Annotated in this window: 12 protein-coding genes; 11 read left to right on the top strand and 1 reads right to left on the bottom strand. The window is 54.0% G+C overall.

The window, feature by feature from the left end; translation table 11 throughout:
* The first annotated feature begins 326 nt into the window (after positions 1-326).
* From topA to H627_RS0100995, 6 genes are all read left to right on the top strand, one after another.
* Complete coding sequence (gene topA / locus H627_RS0100970) at positions 327-2,399, top strand: type I DNA topoisomerase (protein WP_027827406.1); 2,073 nt, start codon at positions 327-329, stop codon at positions 2,397-2,399.
* Between the two features lie 22 nt (positions 2,400-2,421).
* Positions 2,422-3,741, top strand: a complete 1,320-nt coding sequence (gene trmFO, locus H627_RS0100975) for a methylenetetrahydrofolate--tRNA-(uracil(54)-C(5))-methyltransferase (FADH(2)-oxidizing) TrmFO (RefSeq protein WP_027827407.1) — start codon at positions 2,422-2,424, stop codon at positions 3,739-3,741.
* A 106-nt stretch (positions 3,742-3,847) separates the two neighbouring features.
* On the top strand, positions 3,848-4,795 hold the full coding sequence (xerC, locus tag H627_RS16410; RefSeq protein ID WP_035439605.1) for a tyrosine recombinase XerC: 948 nt from the start codon (positions 3,848-3,850) through the stop codon (positions 4,793-4,795).
* A gap of 6 nt (positions 4,796-4,801) precedes the next feature.
* Positions 4,802-5,326, top strand: coding sequence for an ATP-dependent protease subunit HslV (gene hslV, locus H627_RS0100985; protein ID WP_027827408.1), 525 nt, complete (start codon positions 4,802-4,804; stop codon positions 5,324-5,326).
* 18 nt (positions 5,327-5,344) lie between these two features.
* Positions 5,345-6,748: an ATP-dependent protease ATPase subunit HslU gene (gene hslU / locus H627_RS0100990; protein ID WP_027827409.1), complete on the top strand. Its 1,404-nt coding sequence runs from the start codon at positions 5,345-5,347 to the stop codon at positions 6,746-6,748.
* Between the two features lie 45 nt (positions 6,749-6,793).
* Positions 6,794-7,666 (top strand): aldose 1-epimerase family protein, encoded by an 873-nt coding sequence (locus H627_RS0100995; protein ID WP_027827410.1) that lies wholly within the window; start codon positions 6,794-6,796, stop codon positions 7,664-7,666.
* Between the two features lie 60 nt (positions 7,667-7,726).
* Here the strand turns inward: H627_RS0100995 and plsY are convergent, their stop codons facing one another.
* Positions 7,727-8,353, bottom strand: a complete 627-nt coding sequence (gene plsY, locus H627_RS0101000; protein WP_027827411.1) for a glycerol-3-phosphate 1-O-acyltransferase PlsY — start codon at positions 8,351-8,353, stop codon at positions 7,727-7,729.
* A 180-nt stretch (positions 8,354-8,533) separates the two neighbouring features.
* On the opposite strand from plsY, the gene parE reads away from it, so the two are divergent.
* The 5 genes from parE (at position 8,534) to H627_RS0101025 (ending at position 18,191) form a co-directional block, all read left to right on the top strand.
* A complete protein-coding gene (gene parE / locus H627_RS0101005; protein WP_027827412.1) occupies positions 8,534-10,561 on the top strand; it encodes a DNA topoisomerase IV subunit B in 2,028 nt (675 codons plus the stop codon).
* A 30-nt stretch (positions 10,562-10,591) separates the two neighbouring features.
* Positions 10,592-13,051, top strand: coding sequence for a DNA topoisomerase IV subunit A (gene parC / locus H627_RS0101010; RefSeq protein WP_027827413.1), 2,460 nt, complete (start codon positions 10,592-10,594; stop codon positions 13,049-13,051).
* Positions 13,052-13,656: 605 nt separating this feature from the next.
* The gene (pflB, locus tag H627_RS0101015; protein ID WP_027827414.1) at positions 13,657-15,918 is read left to right on the top strand and encodes a formate C-acetyltransferase; all 2,262 of its coding nucleotides are present in this window, start codon (positions 13,657-13,659) and stop codon (positions 15,916-15,918) included.
* A 127-nt stretch (positions 15,919-16,045) separates the two neighbouring features.
* Positions 16,046-16,840 carry a pyruvate formate-lyase-activating protein gene (pflA, locus tag H627_RS0101020; protein WP_051225057.1) on the top strand — a complete coding sequence of 265 codons (795 nt, stop codon included), beginning with the start codon at positions 16,046-16,048 and terminating at the stop codon, positions 16,838-16,840.
* A gap of 133 nt (positions 16,841-16,973) precedes the next feature.
* On the top strand, positions 16,974-18,191 hold the full coding sequence (locus H627_RS0101025; RefSeq protein WP_027827416.1) for a DUF2075 domain-containing protein: 1,218 nt from the start codon (positions 16,974-16,976) through the stop codon (positions 18,189-18,191).
* Position 18,192: the final 1 nt, after the last annotated feature.

The following is an 18,192-nucleotide window of genomic DNA, read 5'->3' on the forward strand; positions in this document are numbered from 1 at the left end:
GAGGAGATTGTTAAGGGGCTTGGATGTTTGGCCGTTTATCTTTTACAATGTGTCTAGTGCCGCAATTTGCGGAGCGTTAGCATGGCAGTGCAGGAGACCAAGCAATTTTTCCGCGTAAACGGGCTCAGGCCGGCAGAAGCTAGGGCGTAAGAGCCAAGGCGCCAAAAACCTAAGTGCGGGTTTTCGGCGCCTTGGCTCTTACGCCTACGCTTCTGACCGCCGGCCTGAGCCCTCTCCATTTGACTTCCTCCTCACCCTTCCTCTATAGTATGTAACGACTTGTTCAAGCATATTCGATTGTTTATTTATGGAAGGAAGTTTTGTGATTGGCTAAGAACCTCGTGATCGTTGAATCGCCTGCGAAGGCCAAAACAATTGAAAAGTATCTTGGCCGTAATTACCGGGTCGTGGCCAGCTTAGGCCATATCCGCGACCTGCCCCGGAGTCAAATGGGGGTCGACATTGAAAACAATTACCAGCCAAAATATATATCAATTCGCGGTAAAGGCGACGTCATTAAAGATCTGAAAAAGGAAGCCAAAAAGGCGGACCATATCTACCTCGCGGCCGACCCGGATCGGGAGGGCGAAGCCATTGCCTGGCATGTTTCCCACATCCTGAATCTCGACCCGGCGGATAAGAACCGGGTCGTATTCAACGAAATCACGAAAGATACCGTGAAAAATGCCTTCAAGGACCCCCGCAGTATTGACATGAAATTGGTTGATGCCCAGCAGGCCCGGCGGGTATTGGATCGGCTCGTGGGCTACTCCATTTCACCGATTCTTTGGAAAAAAGTTAAAAAGGGTCTCAGTGCCGGCCGGGTCCAATCCATCGCACTGAAGCTGGTGATCGATCGGGAAAATGCAATCAAGGCCTTTGTGCCGGAAGAGTATTGGACGATCGATGCCGAAATGGCCAAGGGCAAGGAAACGTTCGCGGCCAGTTTTTATGGTGAAAAAGGGCGGAAAAAAGCCCTCAAGAACAATGCGGATGTCCAAAAAGTGTTAGGCAAGGTCGATAAGAAAAAGCCCTTCGCCGTCACAAAAGTTGTGAAGCGGGAACGCAAACGATTCCCCGCCGCGCCGTTCACCACCAGCTCCTTGCAGCAGGAGGCCAACCGGCGCTTGAATTACAAGACCCGGAAGACCATGATGATCGCCCAGCAGCTGTACGAAGGCATCAATCTCGGCGGCAAAGAGGGTACGACTGGGCTGATCACGTATATGCGGACTGACTCCACCCGAATCGCCTCAATCGCTAAACACGAAGCCGCCGGTTTCATCCATGACACCTATGGCGCCGAGTATGCTGCGGTGAAGGTCCAGCAAAAGAAGAACCAGGAATTTGCCCAGGATGCCCATGAAGCCATTCGGCCCACCAGTACGCTGCGTACACCGAAGAGTCTGGAAAGTGTCTTGAATCGCGATCAAATGCGGTTATATAGTCTGATCTGGTCTCGGTTCGTGGCCAGCGAGATGACCCCGGCGGTCTACGACACCATCACCGCGGACATGGTCCAAAACGACGTCCAATTCCGGGCAACCGGCTCCCGGACGAAGTTTGACGGGTTCACCAAGCTCTATACCCAGAGCGGTGATGAGACCAAGGACAGGCTGTTACCGGAATTGAACGAAGGCGACAGCGTGACGCTGAAGAAGACTGACCCGGCTCAGCACTTTACCCAGCCGCCGGCCCGCTATACTGAAGCCAGTCTGGTCAAAGCCTTGGAAGAAAACGGTGTCGGCCGGCCCTCCACGTATTCTCCGACCATCGACACGATCCAGAAGCGGTACTACGTGAAACTCAATGGGAAGAGCTTTGAGCCCACTGAGCTGGGCGAGATCGTCAATACGCTGATTGTGGAATTCTTCCCGGATATCGTCAACGTGGACTTCACGGCGAAACTGGAAGATGAACTGGACGAGATTGAAACCGGCTCAGAGAATTGGGTCAACGTGGTGGATCAGTATTATCAACCGTTTGCCAAGGAAATTGATTCCGCGGAAGAAAAGATTCAAAAGGTCCAGATCAAGGATGAACCCGCCGGCTTCAACTGCGATATCTGCGGCGCGCCGATGGTCATTAAATTAGGCCGCTACGGCAAGTTTTACGCGTGCAGCCGCTTCCCGAACTGCCGCAACACGAAACCGATCGTCAAAGAGATCGGCGTCATTTGTCCCAAGTGCGGCATTGGCCAAGTGGTGGAACGCAAGTCCAAGCGTAACCGCTTATTTTACGGCTGTTCCCGCTATCCGGATTGCGACTTTGTTTCCTGGGATAAGCCGGTCGGCCGGGACTGCCCAGTCTGCGGCCACTTCTTAGTGGATAAGAAAGTCAAAGGCGGCCGCCAGGTGCAGTGCCCGAATGGCGATTACGATGAACCGATTCAGAAGTAACTAACTAATTGAGGTGTTGGCGATGACCATGTCTGTTAATGTGATCGGGGCCGGTTTGGCCGGTTCCGAAGCCGCTTGGCAAATTGCGAAGCGGGGCGTTCCTGTCAATTTATACGAAATGCGGCCGGTGAAAAACACACCGGCCCACCATACGAATCAATTTGCGGAACTGGTGTGTACGAACTCCTTGCGGGCTAACGGTTTAAGTAATGCCGTGGGGCTGCTGAAGGAAGAAATGCGCCGGACCGACTCGCTGATCATGCGCGCAGCGGATGCCCATGCCGTACCGGCTGGCGGCGCCCTGGCCGTTGATCGCGGCCCGTTCTCCCAAGCGGTGACAGATGCCTTGACTAACCTGCCCGACGTCACCATTCACCGGGAAGAACTCACGGGATTTCCAGAGGGCATCACGGTGGTGGCCACCGGTCCGCTGACGTCACCGGGCCTGGCCCAGGCCATCAAGGACCTGAACGGCGATGACGGTTTGTATTTCTACGACGCTGCTGCGCCGATTCTGGATGAAGCCTCCATCGATATGACCAAGGTCTACCGCAAGTCCCGTTACGACAAGGGCACCGCGGATTATCTGAATTGCCCGATGACCGAAGAAGAATTTCATGATTTCTACGAAGCCCTGATCCACGCCGAGGTGGCGGAGAGTCATGACTTTGAGAAAGAAAAGTTCTTTGATGGCTGCATGCCCATCGAAGTGATGGCCAAGCGCGGCGAGCGGACCATGCTGTTTGGGCCGCTCAAACCGGTCGGTCTGGAAGATCCCCGCACTGGTAAGCGGCCCTATGCGGTGGTGCAGCTGCGCCAGGATAACGCCGTGGGCAGCTTGTATAACATTGTTGGCTTCCAAACCCATCTGAAGTGGGGCGAGCAAAAGCGCGTCTTCAGTATGATCCCCGGCTTAGAGCACGTGGCCATCGTCCGCTACGGTGTGATGCACCGCAACACGTTCATGAACGCGCCGCTGGTGCTGGCACCAACCTATGAATCCTTGAAGCAGCCGCACCTGTTCTTCGCCGGCCAAATGACCGGTGTAGAAGGGTATGTGGAAAGTGCTGCGTCCGGTATGGTCGCCGGGATCAACGCTGCCCGCACGGCCCAAGGCTTAGAGCCGATCATCTTCCCGGAGGATACCGAAGTTGGGGCGATGGCCCACTACATCACCCATGCTGACCCCAAGCATTTCCAACCGATGAATGCGAACTACGGTATCATGCCGAAGCTGGATCATAAGGTACGGGATAAAAAGACCCGTAATCTGGAACTTGCCGACCGGGCGTTAGCAGCCTTGGCGGATTTCCAACACGTCATGACGGAACAACCGGCTTAACCAAAAATACCGCCTTTGGGCGGTTTTTTTGACCCCAGGGTTCGCACAATGACAGCGTTTTTGTTACGATAGAGGAGAATGTTTTTCACGAAAGAGGCGGCAGCAGATGAGTCAAACCCAGGATTGGGTCACCCAATATTTAGACTATTTACGCGGCGTCCGCCGGTATTCAGAACACACCGTGGCCGCCTACGACCGGGACTTGCATACGTTTGTCCAATATTTGACCGACAATGGCGGGTTCAATGGCTTTGACCAGATCGCTCAGATCGACGTGGACGTGTATTTAAGCCACCTCGGGGACCATTATCGGCCCCGGACGATCGAACGGCGGATTTCTTCCCTGCGCAGTTTCTACCGCTTCCTGATTCGGGAACACTACGTGGCGGATAATCCCTTCGCCGATGTTCGGCTGACGAATCGGCACCATCAATTGCCGAAATTCTTCTATCCCAAAGAAGTGGCTGCTCTGTTCCAAGGCGCAGCCGGAAATACGCCTTTAGACCAACGTAATGTCGCGCTGCTTGCGGTATTATATGCCACAGGGATGCGGGTCAGCGAGTTGACTGATCTGACGCTGGGTCAGTTGGACTTCTCGCTGGGCGTGGTCTTGATCCACGGGAAAGGCCAAAAGGACCGTTATGTCCCCTTTGATCAGGAGACGAAGCAGCATTTGCAGACGTACCTGACCAAAGCCCGACCGGAATTACTGGCGAAGCGCAAGGCAGCGGCCACGACGGACAAGGTCTTCTTGAACGACCGGGGCGCGCCAGTGACCAGCCGCGGGGTCGAGTATATTTTGGATCAAGTGATCCAAAAGACCAGCCTCACCGCCAAGATCCATCCCCATATGCTGCGGCACACGTTTGCCACCGAGATGCTGAACAACGGGGCTGACCTGCGCAGCGTCCAAGAGTTGTTGGGCCATGCGTCATTATCGACGACGCAGATCTATACCCACGTCACCATGGCCCATCTCCAGGATCAATACCGTAAATTTTTCCCGCGGGCGACTGGCACTGACCAGCCGGGTCCGCATGATAAAGGAGTTTAATCGATTATGACAACAATTGTTGCAGTGAAACATGCCGGCCACACCGCCATTGCCGGTGACGGCCAAGTCACGTTAGGCGAAAAATACATTATGAAGGGCACTGCCCAGAAGGTCCGCTCAATTTACCATGATTCCGTGGTGATCGGCTTTGCCGGCGGGGTCGCGGATGCCTTCACGCTGCAGGACTGGTTAGAAAAGAAGCTGGAAAGTTACTCTGGCGATCTGCGCCGAGCCGCCGTGGAATTGGCTCAGGATTGGCGCAAGGATCCCACCCTGCAAAAGCTGGAAGCAATGCTGATCGCCATGGATAAGGATAATTTACTGGTGATCAGCGGCAGCGGGGAAGTGATCGACCCCGATGACGACGTGGTGGCCATCGGCAGCGGCGGCAACTTTGCCCAAGCGGCCGCCATCGCCATGAACGAGCACGCGGCCGACATGACTGCGGAAGACATCGCCAAGGCGGCGGTGAATATCGCGGCCAACATTGATGTGTATACGAACCATAACGTGATTGCTAAGTCGTTTTAGGAATGAGGCGGATACGATATGTTAGAAATGACCAAAACCCCGCAACAAATTGTTAAAGATCTGGACGAATACGTTATCGGTCAAGACGAGGCCAAACGGGCCGTCGCCGTGGCTTTGTACAACCGTTACCGCCGCTTGCGCCTGCCTGAAAAAATGCAGGCCGACATCACCCCGAAAAATCTGATGATGATCGGGCCCACTGGGGTCGGGAAAACTGAAATTGCCCGGCGGCTGGCGAAAATCGTTTCTGCTCCGTTCGTGAAGGTGGAGGCAACGAAGTTCACCGAAGTCGGCTATGTCGGCCGGGATGTGGAACAAATGGTCCGCGATCTGGTAGACGTCAGCGTGCACATGGTGGAAGAAGAATATTACAGCCGGGTGCGGGGCCGAGCGTCCCAGGAGGCCGACAAGAAACTGGTGCGGCTGCTGGTGCCGGGGATCAAGCACGAAAAACGGCAAATGACTATGCAAGACATGATGGCCGCACTCACCGGCAACGGCAATCAAAACCAGAATAATGACGAGGACAGTGAAGAAGTCACCGATGCGGTCCGGGATCAGCGCCTGAGCGTCAAGGAGCAATTGAGCAAGGGCCTGTTGGAAGATCGGGAAGTCACCATCCAAATGGATGAACAAAAACCCATGGGCGGTGGCGGCGACATGATGGGCCAAATGGGTATCGACATGGGCGACATGCTGGGCAATCTCTTGCCTAAGAAGCAGGTCAGCCGGACCATGTCGGTCAAAGAGGCCCGGGAAGTCTTGATTCGTCAGGAATCCAGCAAACTTGTCAACCACGACGATATTTATTCCGATGCCATCAAGCGGGCAGAAAATACTGGGATTATTTTCATCGATGAGTTTGATAAAATTGCTGCCGGCAACAAGCGCACCTCTGGGGAAGTATCCCGGGAAGGTGTCCAGCGGGATATCCTGCCCATCGTTGAAGGCTCGCAGGTGAACACCAAGTATGGGATGATCAGCACCGACCATATTCTGTTCATTGCCTCTGGCGCTTTTGCGGACACCAAGCCCAGCGACCTGATCGCTGAATTGCAGGGCCGTTTTCCGATTCGGGTGGAACTGGATGATTTGTCCAAGGAAGACTTTGTCCGGATCCTGACCGAACCCAACAATTCACTGATCAAGCAGTATATTGCCCTGATCGGCGTGGATGACGTCCACCTGACCTTCACCAAAGAAGCTATCGACCGCATCGCCCAGATTGCTTATAATGTGAATCATACGGTAGAAAATATCGGCGCCCGGCGCTTGGCCACGATTCTGGAGAAGCTGCTGGAGGAAGTCTCTTTCTCCGCGCCGGACATGGCTATGGGGGATATCACCATTACAGAACAATACGTCAATGATCGGATCGGCAAGATCACGGCGGATAAAGACCTGACCCAGTTCATTCTGTAACGGGCGCGGCCAATAATTAAAAAAGCAGGAAGGGAACGATTCGGTATGCAACAAATTCAAAACGACTTTTTAACCGTGCAAATCAGTGAACACGGGGCCGAGCTCCAATCGATCCACGACATCAACACCAATACGGAGCGTCTCTGGCAAGGAGATCCGGCGGTTTGGGGCCGGCGGGCGCCAGTCCTGTTCCCCATCGTGGGGATGCTCCACAATGATACGTATACGTATCAAGGAAAGAGCTATCACCTGGGCCGCCACGGTTTTGCCCGGGACCGGGACTTCACGGTGATCCGGAAAACGGATGACGAGATCGTTTTTGAATTGACCGATGATGCTGAATCGCACAAGGTTTATCCCTTCGCGTTTCAATTGCGTATTCGTTATGCGCTCTTAGGCAATTTGTTAAAGGTCCGCTACTACGTGACTAATCCCAGCGCGGATAAGCCGTTATGGTTCTCTGTAGGCGGACACCCGGCGTTCAATACTGGCGCCGACCCGGCCGGGGGGCAAAACTATCTGCGCTTTGCTCCCAAGAAGAGTCGAATCACGATCCCGCTGGGCGCCAACGGGGAATCGGACTTTGAGCACCGTACCCTGGCGCCGACGGATGTGGATCTGGCCATCACTCCCGAGCTTTTCGCCAAGGATGCCCTGATCTACGAACTAGCCGGCGAGAATACCCTTAGCCTGCGTCAGGAAGACTCTGATCACCGAGTGGAACTGACCGTCAAGGACGCGCCGTACATCGGCGTCTGGTCCCAATATCCCAAGACCGGTCCGTTTGTGGCCCTGGAGCCTTGGTGGGGGATTGCTGATTCCGTCGGGACCGATGGCGAGCTGACCCATAAGGTGGGTATGCATCAATTGGCCCCGGGTGAACAGTTCACGGCGAAGTATCGCATCGGGATTTTCTGATTTTTTCTTAAATCAAAAAGCAGCGTCCATTTCTCCGCGGAGTCATGGACGCTGTTTCGTTCACTTTTGTTTTTTCTGCCGCAAGCGGTAAACCAGACCGAAAGGTACAAGGTTCTCGGTACCGTTAAAGATGCGCCTGAAATTACTGCGGTGCCGGATCAGCACGAACACGGTGACCGCGGCGATGATCAAGCTGAGGACCCAATCGTGGTAAAAGTACGACAGGAGCAGGACCAGGATGCAGCCCAGCGTGCTGGCCACGCTGACCATGCTGGAGACAGTGACAATGAGCAGAAAGATCGCTGCGGCAATGAGGAAGAATTCTGGATTGTAAGCCAGCAGGATGCCGGCGCTGGTGGCGACGGACTTACCGCCGTGGAAGCGAATATAAATGGAGAAGGAATGGCCCAGCACGGCCCCCAGCCCGATCAGCAAGATCAAGTGGCGGTCGCTGTATCCGCACCAGAGGGGCAGCGACGCGGCCAGCGCCCCTTTGAGCACGTCCAAGACTAAGACGACGGTACCGGCTCGCGGGCCCAGGACCCGATAAGCGTTAGTGGTGCCGATGTTGCCGCTGCCGTATTGGCGGACATCTTTATGGTAGAAAGATTGACCAATGATCAATGCCGTGGGGATGGAACCGATCAGATACGCTGCAAGAAACAGAATAATCAATTTGTAATCCACGAGTTTTGGACCCTCCGTTAATGACTAATACCGGTATTTTACCACATCTGACCCAATCCTCGTTTGCGGCTCAGACTTGCCAGAACGGTGGTTAGTAGCTTAATATGGAAAATGTGAGTTAATTCGGAACATACATTCGTGCCGCTTCGGCGGCCACAATGAGTAAAGGAGTTCGTCAATATGCCGCAATCAGCGTCAGATTACAATGATTCATCCATTCAGGTGCTGCACGGTCTTGAAGCCGTCCGCAAGCGTCCCGGGATGTATATTGGGTCCACCGACAGCCACGGCTTGCACCACCTTGTTTACGAAATCGTCGACAACGCGGTGGATGAAGCATTGGCTGGTTTCGGTAAAGATATCAACGTTCAGATCCTGCCGGACGGCGGGATCTCTGTTCAGGATCATGGCCGGGGCATGCCCACGGGGATGCATCCGTCCGGCAAACCAACGATCGAAGTGATCCTGACCGTCCTCCACGCCGGCGGCAAGTTCACCCAGAATACGTATAAAACCTCCGGTGGCCTGCACGGCGTCGGCGCCTCTGTCGTCAATGCCCTGAGCACTAAACTGACCGTGCGAGTGGTCCGGGACGGCAAGGCCTATTATGAAGAATTCAAGGATGGCGGCCATCCTGTCGGTACGCTGAAGATGGTCGGCCGGGTCAAGGAGCCTAACGGCACTACGATTCAGTTTTGGCCGGACAAGTCAGTGTTCACCACGACGAAGTTCAACTATGACACACTGGCGGAACGTCTGCGTGAGTCGGCTTTCCTGCTTAAGGGCATCAGCATTTCCTTAACCGATGAACGGCCGGGGCAGGAACAGCAGGATGTCTTCAAGTACGATGACGGAATCAAGTCCTTCGTGAAATACTTAAACGAAGATAAGGACACGATGGGCGACATCATGGACTTCACCGGCAAGGATAAGGGCATCGAAGTGGAGTTTGCCGGCCAATATAACGACGGTTACAGTGAAAACATCATTTCCTTCGTTAACAACGTCCGCACTGGCGACGGCGGTTCCCATGAAGTCGGGTTGAAGGGCGGCTACACCAAGGCCTTCAACGATTACGCCCATAAGGTCAACCTGCTCAAGGAGCGGGATAAGAATCTGGAAGGCTCCGACGTTCGGGAGGGCCTAAGCGGTGTTTTGTCCGTCCGTATCCCGGAAGAATTGCTGCAATTCGAGGGTCAGACTAAGGGCAAACTGGGTACGCCGGAGGCGCGGCCGGTGGTCGAAAACGTGATCTATGAACAGCTCAGTTTCTATCTGCTGGAAAACGGCGAATTTGCCCAGGAGCTGGTACGCAAGGCACTGAAAGCCCGGGATGCCCGGGAAGCAGCCCGCAAAGCCCGGACCGATATGCGCAACGGTAAGAAGCGCAAAAAGACCGAGGGTATTCTGTCTGGTAAGTTGACCCCGGCGCAATCGAAGAACGCCAAGAAAAACGAACTGTATCTGGTCGAGGGGGATTCAGCCGGCGGGTCGGCGAAACAGGGCCGCGACCGGCGGTTCCAGGCAATTTTGCCCTTGCGGGGCAAGGTGCTCAACACCCAGAAGGCCAAACTGGCGGATATTTTCAAAAACGAAGAAATCAACACCATGATCTACACGATCGGCGCCGGGGTGGGTCCGGAATTCAACATTAAGGACAGCAACTACGATAAGATCATTATCATGACCGATGCGGATACCGATGGCGCCCACATTCAGATCCTGCTACTGACCTTCTTTTATCGTTACATGCGGCCGCTGATCGATGCCGGCAAGATCTACATTGCGCTGCCGCCCCTGTATAAGTTGCAAAAGGGCAGCGGAGCCAAGACACGGATCGAATACGCCTGGACTGAACATGAATTGACCGATGACATCCAAAAGATGGGCAAGGGCTACAGTTTGCAACGGTTCAAAGGATTAGGCGAAATGAACGCTGACCAGTTATGGGAAACGACGATGAATCCCGAGACCCGCACCTTGATTCGGGTAAAGATCACCGACGCAGCTTTGGCCGAACGGCGGGTGACTACTCTGATGGGCGATCGGGTCGAACCCCGGCGCCAATGGATCGAACGCAATGTCCGCTTCAACATGGCCGACGAAGGCAGTCTGCTGGACAACACGGTCATGGACGGTGAAGAAGCAGTTGCCCACGAAAAGGAAGACGAGAAGATTTTAACCGCGCTCAAGGAGCATCACGCGTAATGATACTGACACGGAAAGGAAACGAGTAACGTGGCTGAGACAGAAAATATTAAAGAGCTTTCCCTGGAAGATGTGATGGGCGAGCGCTTCGGGCGTTATTCCAAATACATCATTCAGGAACGGGCGCTGCCGGATATTCGGGATGGTCTGAAGCCCGTTCAGCGGCGCATTCTCTACGCCATGAACGAGGACCACAACACGTATGACAAAGCGTATCGGAAAGCAGCCAAATCCGTCGGGAACGTCATGGGTAATTTCCACCCCCACGGCGATTCGTCGATTTATGAGGCTCTAGTACGGATGAGCCAGGAGTGGAAACTGCGCCTGCCCTTGATCCAGATGCACGGGAACAACGGGTCCATGGACGGTGATCCGCCGGCCGCCATGCGGTACACAGAAGCCCGGCTGTCGAAGGCTGCCGGCGAATTGCTGACGGATATCGACAAAGAAACGGTGCCGATGGTCCTGAACTTCGATGATACCCAAGAGGAACCCACCGTCTTGCCGGCCCGCTTCCCGAATCTGCTGGTGAACGGTGCAACTGGTATCTCGGCCGGCTACGCCACCGAAATTCCGCCCCATAACCTGGGCGAAGTGATCGACGCCGCCGTCTACTTGCTGGCGCATCCCCAGGCCGATCTGGCCGATCTGATGCAATTTGTTAAAGGTCCCGATTTCCCCACCGGAGGAATCGTGCAGGGTCTGTCCGGCATTAAAGAAGCCTACACTAAGGGCCGCGGGCGGATCGTCGTGCGGGCTAAAACCACAATTGCCGATCTGCGCGGCGGCCGCCAGCAGATCGTGGTGACGGAGATTCCTTACGAAGTCAACAAGGCGATGCTGGTTAAGCGAATCGACGAGCTGCGGGTCTTAAAAAAGGTCGAAGGCATCTCCGAAGTCCGGGACGAAAGTGATCGCTTCGGGCTGTCCATTGTCATCGAATTGAAGAAAAATGCGGATGCGCAGGGCATTTTGAATTACCTGTTCAAAAATACCGATTTACAGATCAGCTATAACTTCAACATGGTGGCGATTCGCGATGCCCGCCCGGAACAACTGGGCCTGCAGCCGATTTTGACAGCCTATCTGGATTTTCGGAAAGAGGTCGTCACTAAACGGACGCAGTATGTGCTGCAAAAGGCACTGGACCGGGAACACATTGTGGAAGGCCTGATCCATGCCTTATCGATTTTGGATAAAGTGATCAAGACCATCCGCGGCAGTAAAGATAAAGGCGACGCTAAGAAAAACTTGGTCAGCACCTATGGATTCACACCGGCCCAAGCCGAAGCCATCGTCTCCTTGCAGCTGTATCGGTTGACCAATACCGATGTCACTGAGCTGGAAGCCGAACACGCCAAGCTGAGTAAAGAAATCGCCCGTTATCAGCAGATCCTTGGTGATCCTAAGGAACTGGCGAAGGTGATCAAGACTGAGCTGCTGGCAGTGAAAAAGGAGTATGCCACGCCGCGGCTGACTCAAATTGAGAAGCATGTCGCCAGCTTAGACATCGATACCAGCGTGCTGGTATCCGATGAAGAGGTGATGATGGGTGTCAGCCGGGATGGCTACCTGAAGCGGGCCAGCATTCGCTCCTTCAACATGTCGGACGATGGGGATAACGGGCTGAAAGAAAACGATCAATTCGTCTTCCAAGGCACTGTCCATACCCTGGACCATGTCTACATGTTTACCAGTGCCGGCAACATGATCTATCGTCAAGTCTTCGAAATTCAAGACGGCAAGTGGAAGGACACTGGTGAACACGTATCGCAGACCACTGGCTTGGCGGCAGATGAAAAGATCATCTACGTCAAAATTCTGAAAGACCTCAGCGATACCGGCCGCTTTGTGCTCGGCACTGCTGATGGTCAGATCAAGCAGCTGGCGCTCTCTGACTTCCAGCCCAGTCGGACATACAAGTCGCGGGCGCAAATCGCCATGAAACTAAAGGGCAGCGGTGATTTGGTTACCGATGTCTTCTATGTCGCCAATGATCAGGACTGGCTGGTCACCAGCTTCTCCCGGCACGGCTATGCCACCCGCTATCCACTCAATGAAGTCTCTGCCATGGGCGGTCGGGCTGCGGGCGTGCGCTCCCAGAACTTGAAGGGGGACGACACCGTGGTCAACTTCCTGCTGATCCGAGTAGAGGACAATCCCCAAGTCGGCATCGTCACCAGCCGCGGCGCGTTCAAGCGGATGGCGGTGGAACAGATTCCAGATGCTCACCGCGGCGGCGTAGGCGTCTTGGTCCTGCGGGTGCTAAAGAGCAACCCGCACCAGATCGTACTCGTCGCCCCCGTGGCCTCGAAGACCGACTGGGATGTGCTGACTGACGCCGGCCGGCACATTGATATCAAGCCGATGGATCATCCGTTGTCAGACCGGTATTCCAACGGTTCCTTCATTCTGGATGTGGACACCGACGGTTTGCCGGTATCGTTCCAGCCGGTGGCCCAGGAGCCAGTGGATAAAGATCAGCATTAATTGAGTCGTGTTACGAGTCCCAACATCGATGATGATGTTGGGCTTTTTTTGTAGCATCGTTGACAACGATAAATCAGTTTCTGCCCACGCGAGGGCTAATGCGTAGCAAGCGGAGGCAAAATGGGCTCAAAACGCCGTCATGGCGTTCCAGCCCATTTTGCCGCAGCTTGCGGAGCATTGGTCCGGGTATCAAAGAACAAACGTGCACCTAAGCAGTTGCATACGCACGGCTCAATTTGTTATGCTGAAGACCGGCATTATCCGTTCACCAGTGAACAATAATGTTGGGCCGGCCTAAGAAAAAATCAGACGGGAAGCGGTGCGATTGGGCACGCTGTAGTAGTACAGTGTGCCTAGAAAACGCTGTTATGGTACAGATAATCCAACAAATAAATACAGATATTAAATTTATTTGAAGGCCAGTGTTACCGAATTTTTATAGAAACCGCGGTACATTGCGGTTTTCCTTATAAAACATACCCGAGCGCCCGTTTGACGGGGAGGTAAGGGCTTGCAACCCCAATGTGACGTGTTATACTAAATATGTAAGAACTGTAGCAGTCCAACACACACAACCCAATGTACCGTATGGAGGTAGACAAGAAATGAAACAAATGGAAAAAGCAACAATGCCCACCTGCTGGGAAGGTTTCCAACCCGGCGACTGGATGTCTGAAATCAATGTCCGCGATTTTATCAACAAAAACTTGGATCAATATGATGGCGACGAAGAATTCCTGGCTGGTCCCACTGCAGCCACCACGACGCTGAATGATCAACTGCTGGCCCTGAAGAAAAAGGAACGGGAAGTCGGCGGGGTTTTGGAAGCCGATAACAATGTTGTTTCTTCCATTACCTCCCACGGTCCTGGTTACTTGAACAAGGATTTGGAAACCATCGTTGGTTTGCAAACTGACAAGCCGTTGAAGCGCGCCTTCATGCCTGAGGGCGGGATTCGGATGGCTGAAGATGCCTTGAAGGCTTACGGGTTTGAAACAGATCCCGAAATGCACAAGATCTTCACGCATTACCGCAAGACCCATAACCAGGGTGTGTTTGATGCCTATACCCCGGATATGCGTGCTGCCCGCCACTACAAGATTGTCACTGGTTTGCCAGATGCTTACGGCCGCGGCCGGTTGGTTTCTGACTTCCCGCGGATCGCAATCTATGGTATCGACCGCTTGATGCAAGAAAAGCTCAACGATTGGAACAACATTGGCGATGGTGAAATGACTGACGAAGTCATCCAACTGCGCGAAGAAGTCAACGATCAATGGAAAGCATTGAAGCAGATGAAGCAGATGGCTGCCAGCTACGGTTACGATATTGGCCGCCCGGCAGAAAATGCTCAAGAAGCTATCCAATGGATCTACTTTGGCTACTTGGCTGCTGTGAAGACTCAAAACGGGGCAGCCATGTCCGTTGGCCGGATCGACACCGTGATTGATGCTTACATCCAACGGGATTTGGATCGCGGCTTAATCACTGAAGAACAAGCTCAAGAATTCATTGACCACTTGGTAATGAAACTGCGTATGGTCCGCTTCATCCGGACGACTGAATACAACAGCCTCTTCTCCGGCGATCCGATCTGGGCAACATTATCACTGGCTGGCGTTGGTACTGACGGCCGCCACCATGTGACCAAGACGGCTTTCCGTTTCTTGAAGACTTTGGATAATATGGGCGCTGCTCCGGAACCGAACATCACCTTGCTTTGGGATGACAAACTGCCTGACGGCTTCAAGCGTTATGCCACTGAAGTATCCATTAAGTCTTCCACGATTCAGTACGAAAACGATGCCTTGATGCGCAACGAATGGGGTACCGATTACTACGGCATCGCTTGCTGTGTGTCCGCCCAACCGATTGCTGACGGCATGCAATACTTCGGTGCCCGGGCTAACCTGGCCAAGACCGTTCTCTATGCCATCAACGGTGGTAAGGATGAATTGGCTGGCGCCCAAGTCGGCCCGAATTACGAACCAATCACTTCTGAATACATTGACTACGATGAATTCATGAAGAAGTTCGACAAGATGATGGACTGGCTGGCTGACGTGTATGTGAATGCATTGAACACCATTCACTACATGCACGATAAGTATTACTACGAAGCAGCCCAATTGGCTTTGAAGGATACGCATTTGGACCGGACCTTCGCCACTGGGATCTCTGGTTTGTCCCACGCCGTAGACTCCATTTCCGCCATCAAGTACGGTCACGTCAAAGTGATCCGCAACGAAGACGGCTTGGCTGTGGACTACGCGGTGGACAATGACGACTTCCCGCGTTACGGGAACAACGACGACCGCGCCGATGACATTGCGAAGTGGCTGGTAAAGACTTTCTTCACTAAGATGAACAAGCATCATCTGTACCGCGGTGCGAAGCTCTCTACGTCTGTACTGACCATCACGTCTAACGTAGTCTACGGTAAGAACACCGGGACGACTCCGAACGGCCGGAAGGCTGGCGAACCGTTCTCCCCTGGTGCAAACCCGGCTTACGGTGCAGAACACAACGGGGCTTTGGCTTCCCTGCTTTCCACTGCCAAGATTCCGTATCACTACGCTCGGGACGGCATTTCCAACACCTTCGGCGTAACCCCCAACACGTTGGGCCACGACGATGATGCTCGCAAGGATACTCTGGTGAACATGGTCGACGGGTACATGGAGAATAACGGGATGCACTTGAACATCAACGTATTCAACAAATCCACTTTGATCGATGCCCAGAAGCATCCGGAAGAATACCCGACCTTAACTGTCCGGGTATCCGGCTACTGCGTCTACTTCGCTGACCTGACTAAGGAACAGCAGGACGACGTTATTGCCCGGACCTTCTTCGAAACAATGTAAGCAAGATAACTTAAGGATTTCGGTGGGGAAGGGCAACCTTCCTCACCGGCAAAGGGCACGGGCGGGTCTGTCCGCGGCTTTTGCCGGTGAGCGCGACTACCGAGTACACGTAAAGGAGTGAGGGACCATGGCCCAAAGCATTGCCACCATGCAGCGTACAACAACAGAAAAACCCTTAGTGGGGTATGTGCATTCCATTGAAACATTTGGGTCCGTTGACGGGCCTGGGATCCGGTACGTGGTCTTCCTCCAAGGCTGTCGGATGCGGTGCGAATTCTGTCACAACCCGGACACCTGGAATATCGGTGTCGGTGATGAAATGACCGTTGACGAGATTCTGAATGACGCGATCCGTTACAAGGCATTCTGGGGGAAGAAGGGCGGTATCACCGTTTCCGGCGGTGAAGCCCTGGTCCAAATCGACTTTGTGTTGGCCCTGTTTAAGAAGGCCAAGACCATGGGCATCAACACGTGCTTGGATACCTGCGGCCAACCCTTCACTTATAAGGACCCGTTCTTCAGCAAGTTTGCCGAGCTGATGCAGTACACCGATGTGTCCTTGGTGGACATCAAGCACATCGATTCGGCGCAGCACAAGCGCTTGACCGGGTTCAATAACGAAACCGTTTTGGCCATGATTCAATACATGTCCGAACACGGCTACCACATGTGGATCCGCCACGTCCTGGTCCCGGAGCGGACCGACTACGATGACTATTTGCGGGATTTGGGACAATATATCCATACCCTGAACGCCATCGATAAAGTCGAAGTGCTGCCGTACCATACGATGGGCGTCAAGAAGTATGTGGAATTAGGCATTGACTACCCTCTGGAGGGCATTGAGCCGCCCTCTGCTGAACGGGTGAAGAATGCGGAACACTTGCTGGACACGGCTAGTTACCGGGGCTACGCAAGCTGAGGCATTGTGTGTGTTGATATATATCAAAAAGGCTTCTGCCAATTGTCGGTGGAAGCCTTTTTCTTATCCATTCCATTGGCTTTTCGTGTAAAATGGATACTATAACGATTGAGTGAAAGGGAGACTTGTTGTCGTGTCATCGGAAAGCTTAGCGGCCGCCACGTTTTTACTAACGGATGCCGAAAAATTCAGTCCGGATCAAGAACACTTGACCCAAGCCTTGCTCGCGTTCATCCGGACCCACTTGCCCCGCCGGGATCACGCGGTGTTTGTGATTACCGGGGACGCCGGGACTGGGAAGAGTGCCGCGCTGGCCCAGGCGTTCACGCAGCTCCAAACGATGGCCCGCAACCGTGTCGACGGCCTGCTGGCAGGCACCCGGAACACGCTGCTGGTCAATCATCAGGAGATGCTGAAGATCTATCAGGAGGTCGCTGGGGCCAGTACGGTGCTGCACAAAAAAGATTTTCAAAAACCGACACCGTTCATCAATGCCGCCGCGCGCACTGGAATCATGAACGATGTGACCTTCGTTGATGAGGGCCACTTGCTGCTGACCCAGCCGGACCGCTATAACCGGTTCAATCAGGATAATCAATTGGCCGAAATTATTCACCGCAGCTGGGTGACGGTGCTGGTCTTTGATCCCCATCAGGTTTTGAAACTGAAGAGCTATTGGGATTGGCCCCGCCTGCATCAGGTGATCGATCAGCGGCCGCATACTGTCTTTGACTTGGATACCCAGTTCCGGGTCGCCGGCGACGCGGCCGTGCACGATTGGATCAACGCTTTCACTGCTGGGCAGATCAAACCGCTGCCAGCGCCCAGTGATTATGATCTGCGCATTTTCGCCGACGGCACACCATTGTACCAGCTGATCGAGCAGCGCGATGCCACGGCCGGACTGGCCCGGGTACTGGCAACGGCAGACTTTCCCTTTACTGTTTTTGGCCCTGAACAGTGGTACGTTACCGCTGGTACACTGCGCCTGCCTTGGGATAAATTCAGCATGACTGCCACGCCCTGGGCTCAGCGGCCGGAGACCTTGCACGAAGTCGGCTCGATTTATACCATTCAGGGTTTCGACTTGAATTACGCCGGCGTTATCCTTGGGCCCTCTGTCGGTTATGATCCAGTGGCGCACCGGGTGACGATGGATATTGCGCAGTACCAAGATCAGGAGGCGTTTAAAAACCGGGACGATCTCCCGGACTTAGCCGCGGCCAAGGCCCAGATCATGCGCAACGCCATCAATGTGCTGTGCAAACGGGGGCGCCACGGTCTGTATCTCTATGCTGTCGACCCCATCCTGCGCCGGGCCCTACTGTCCGCCGTCCACGAAAAGGAGTAAC

This window comes from Schleiferilactobacillus harbinensis DSM 16991, assembly GCF_000425885.1.
Lineage (GTDB): Bacteria > Bacillota > Bacilli > Lactobacillales > Lactobacillaceae > Schleiferilactobacillus > Schleiferilactobacillus harbinensis.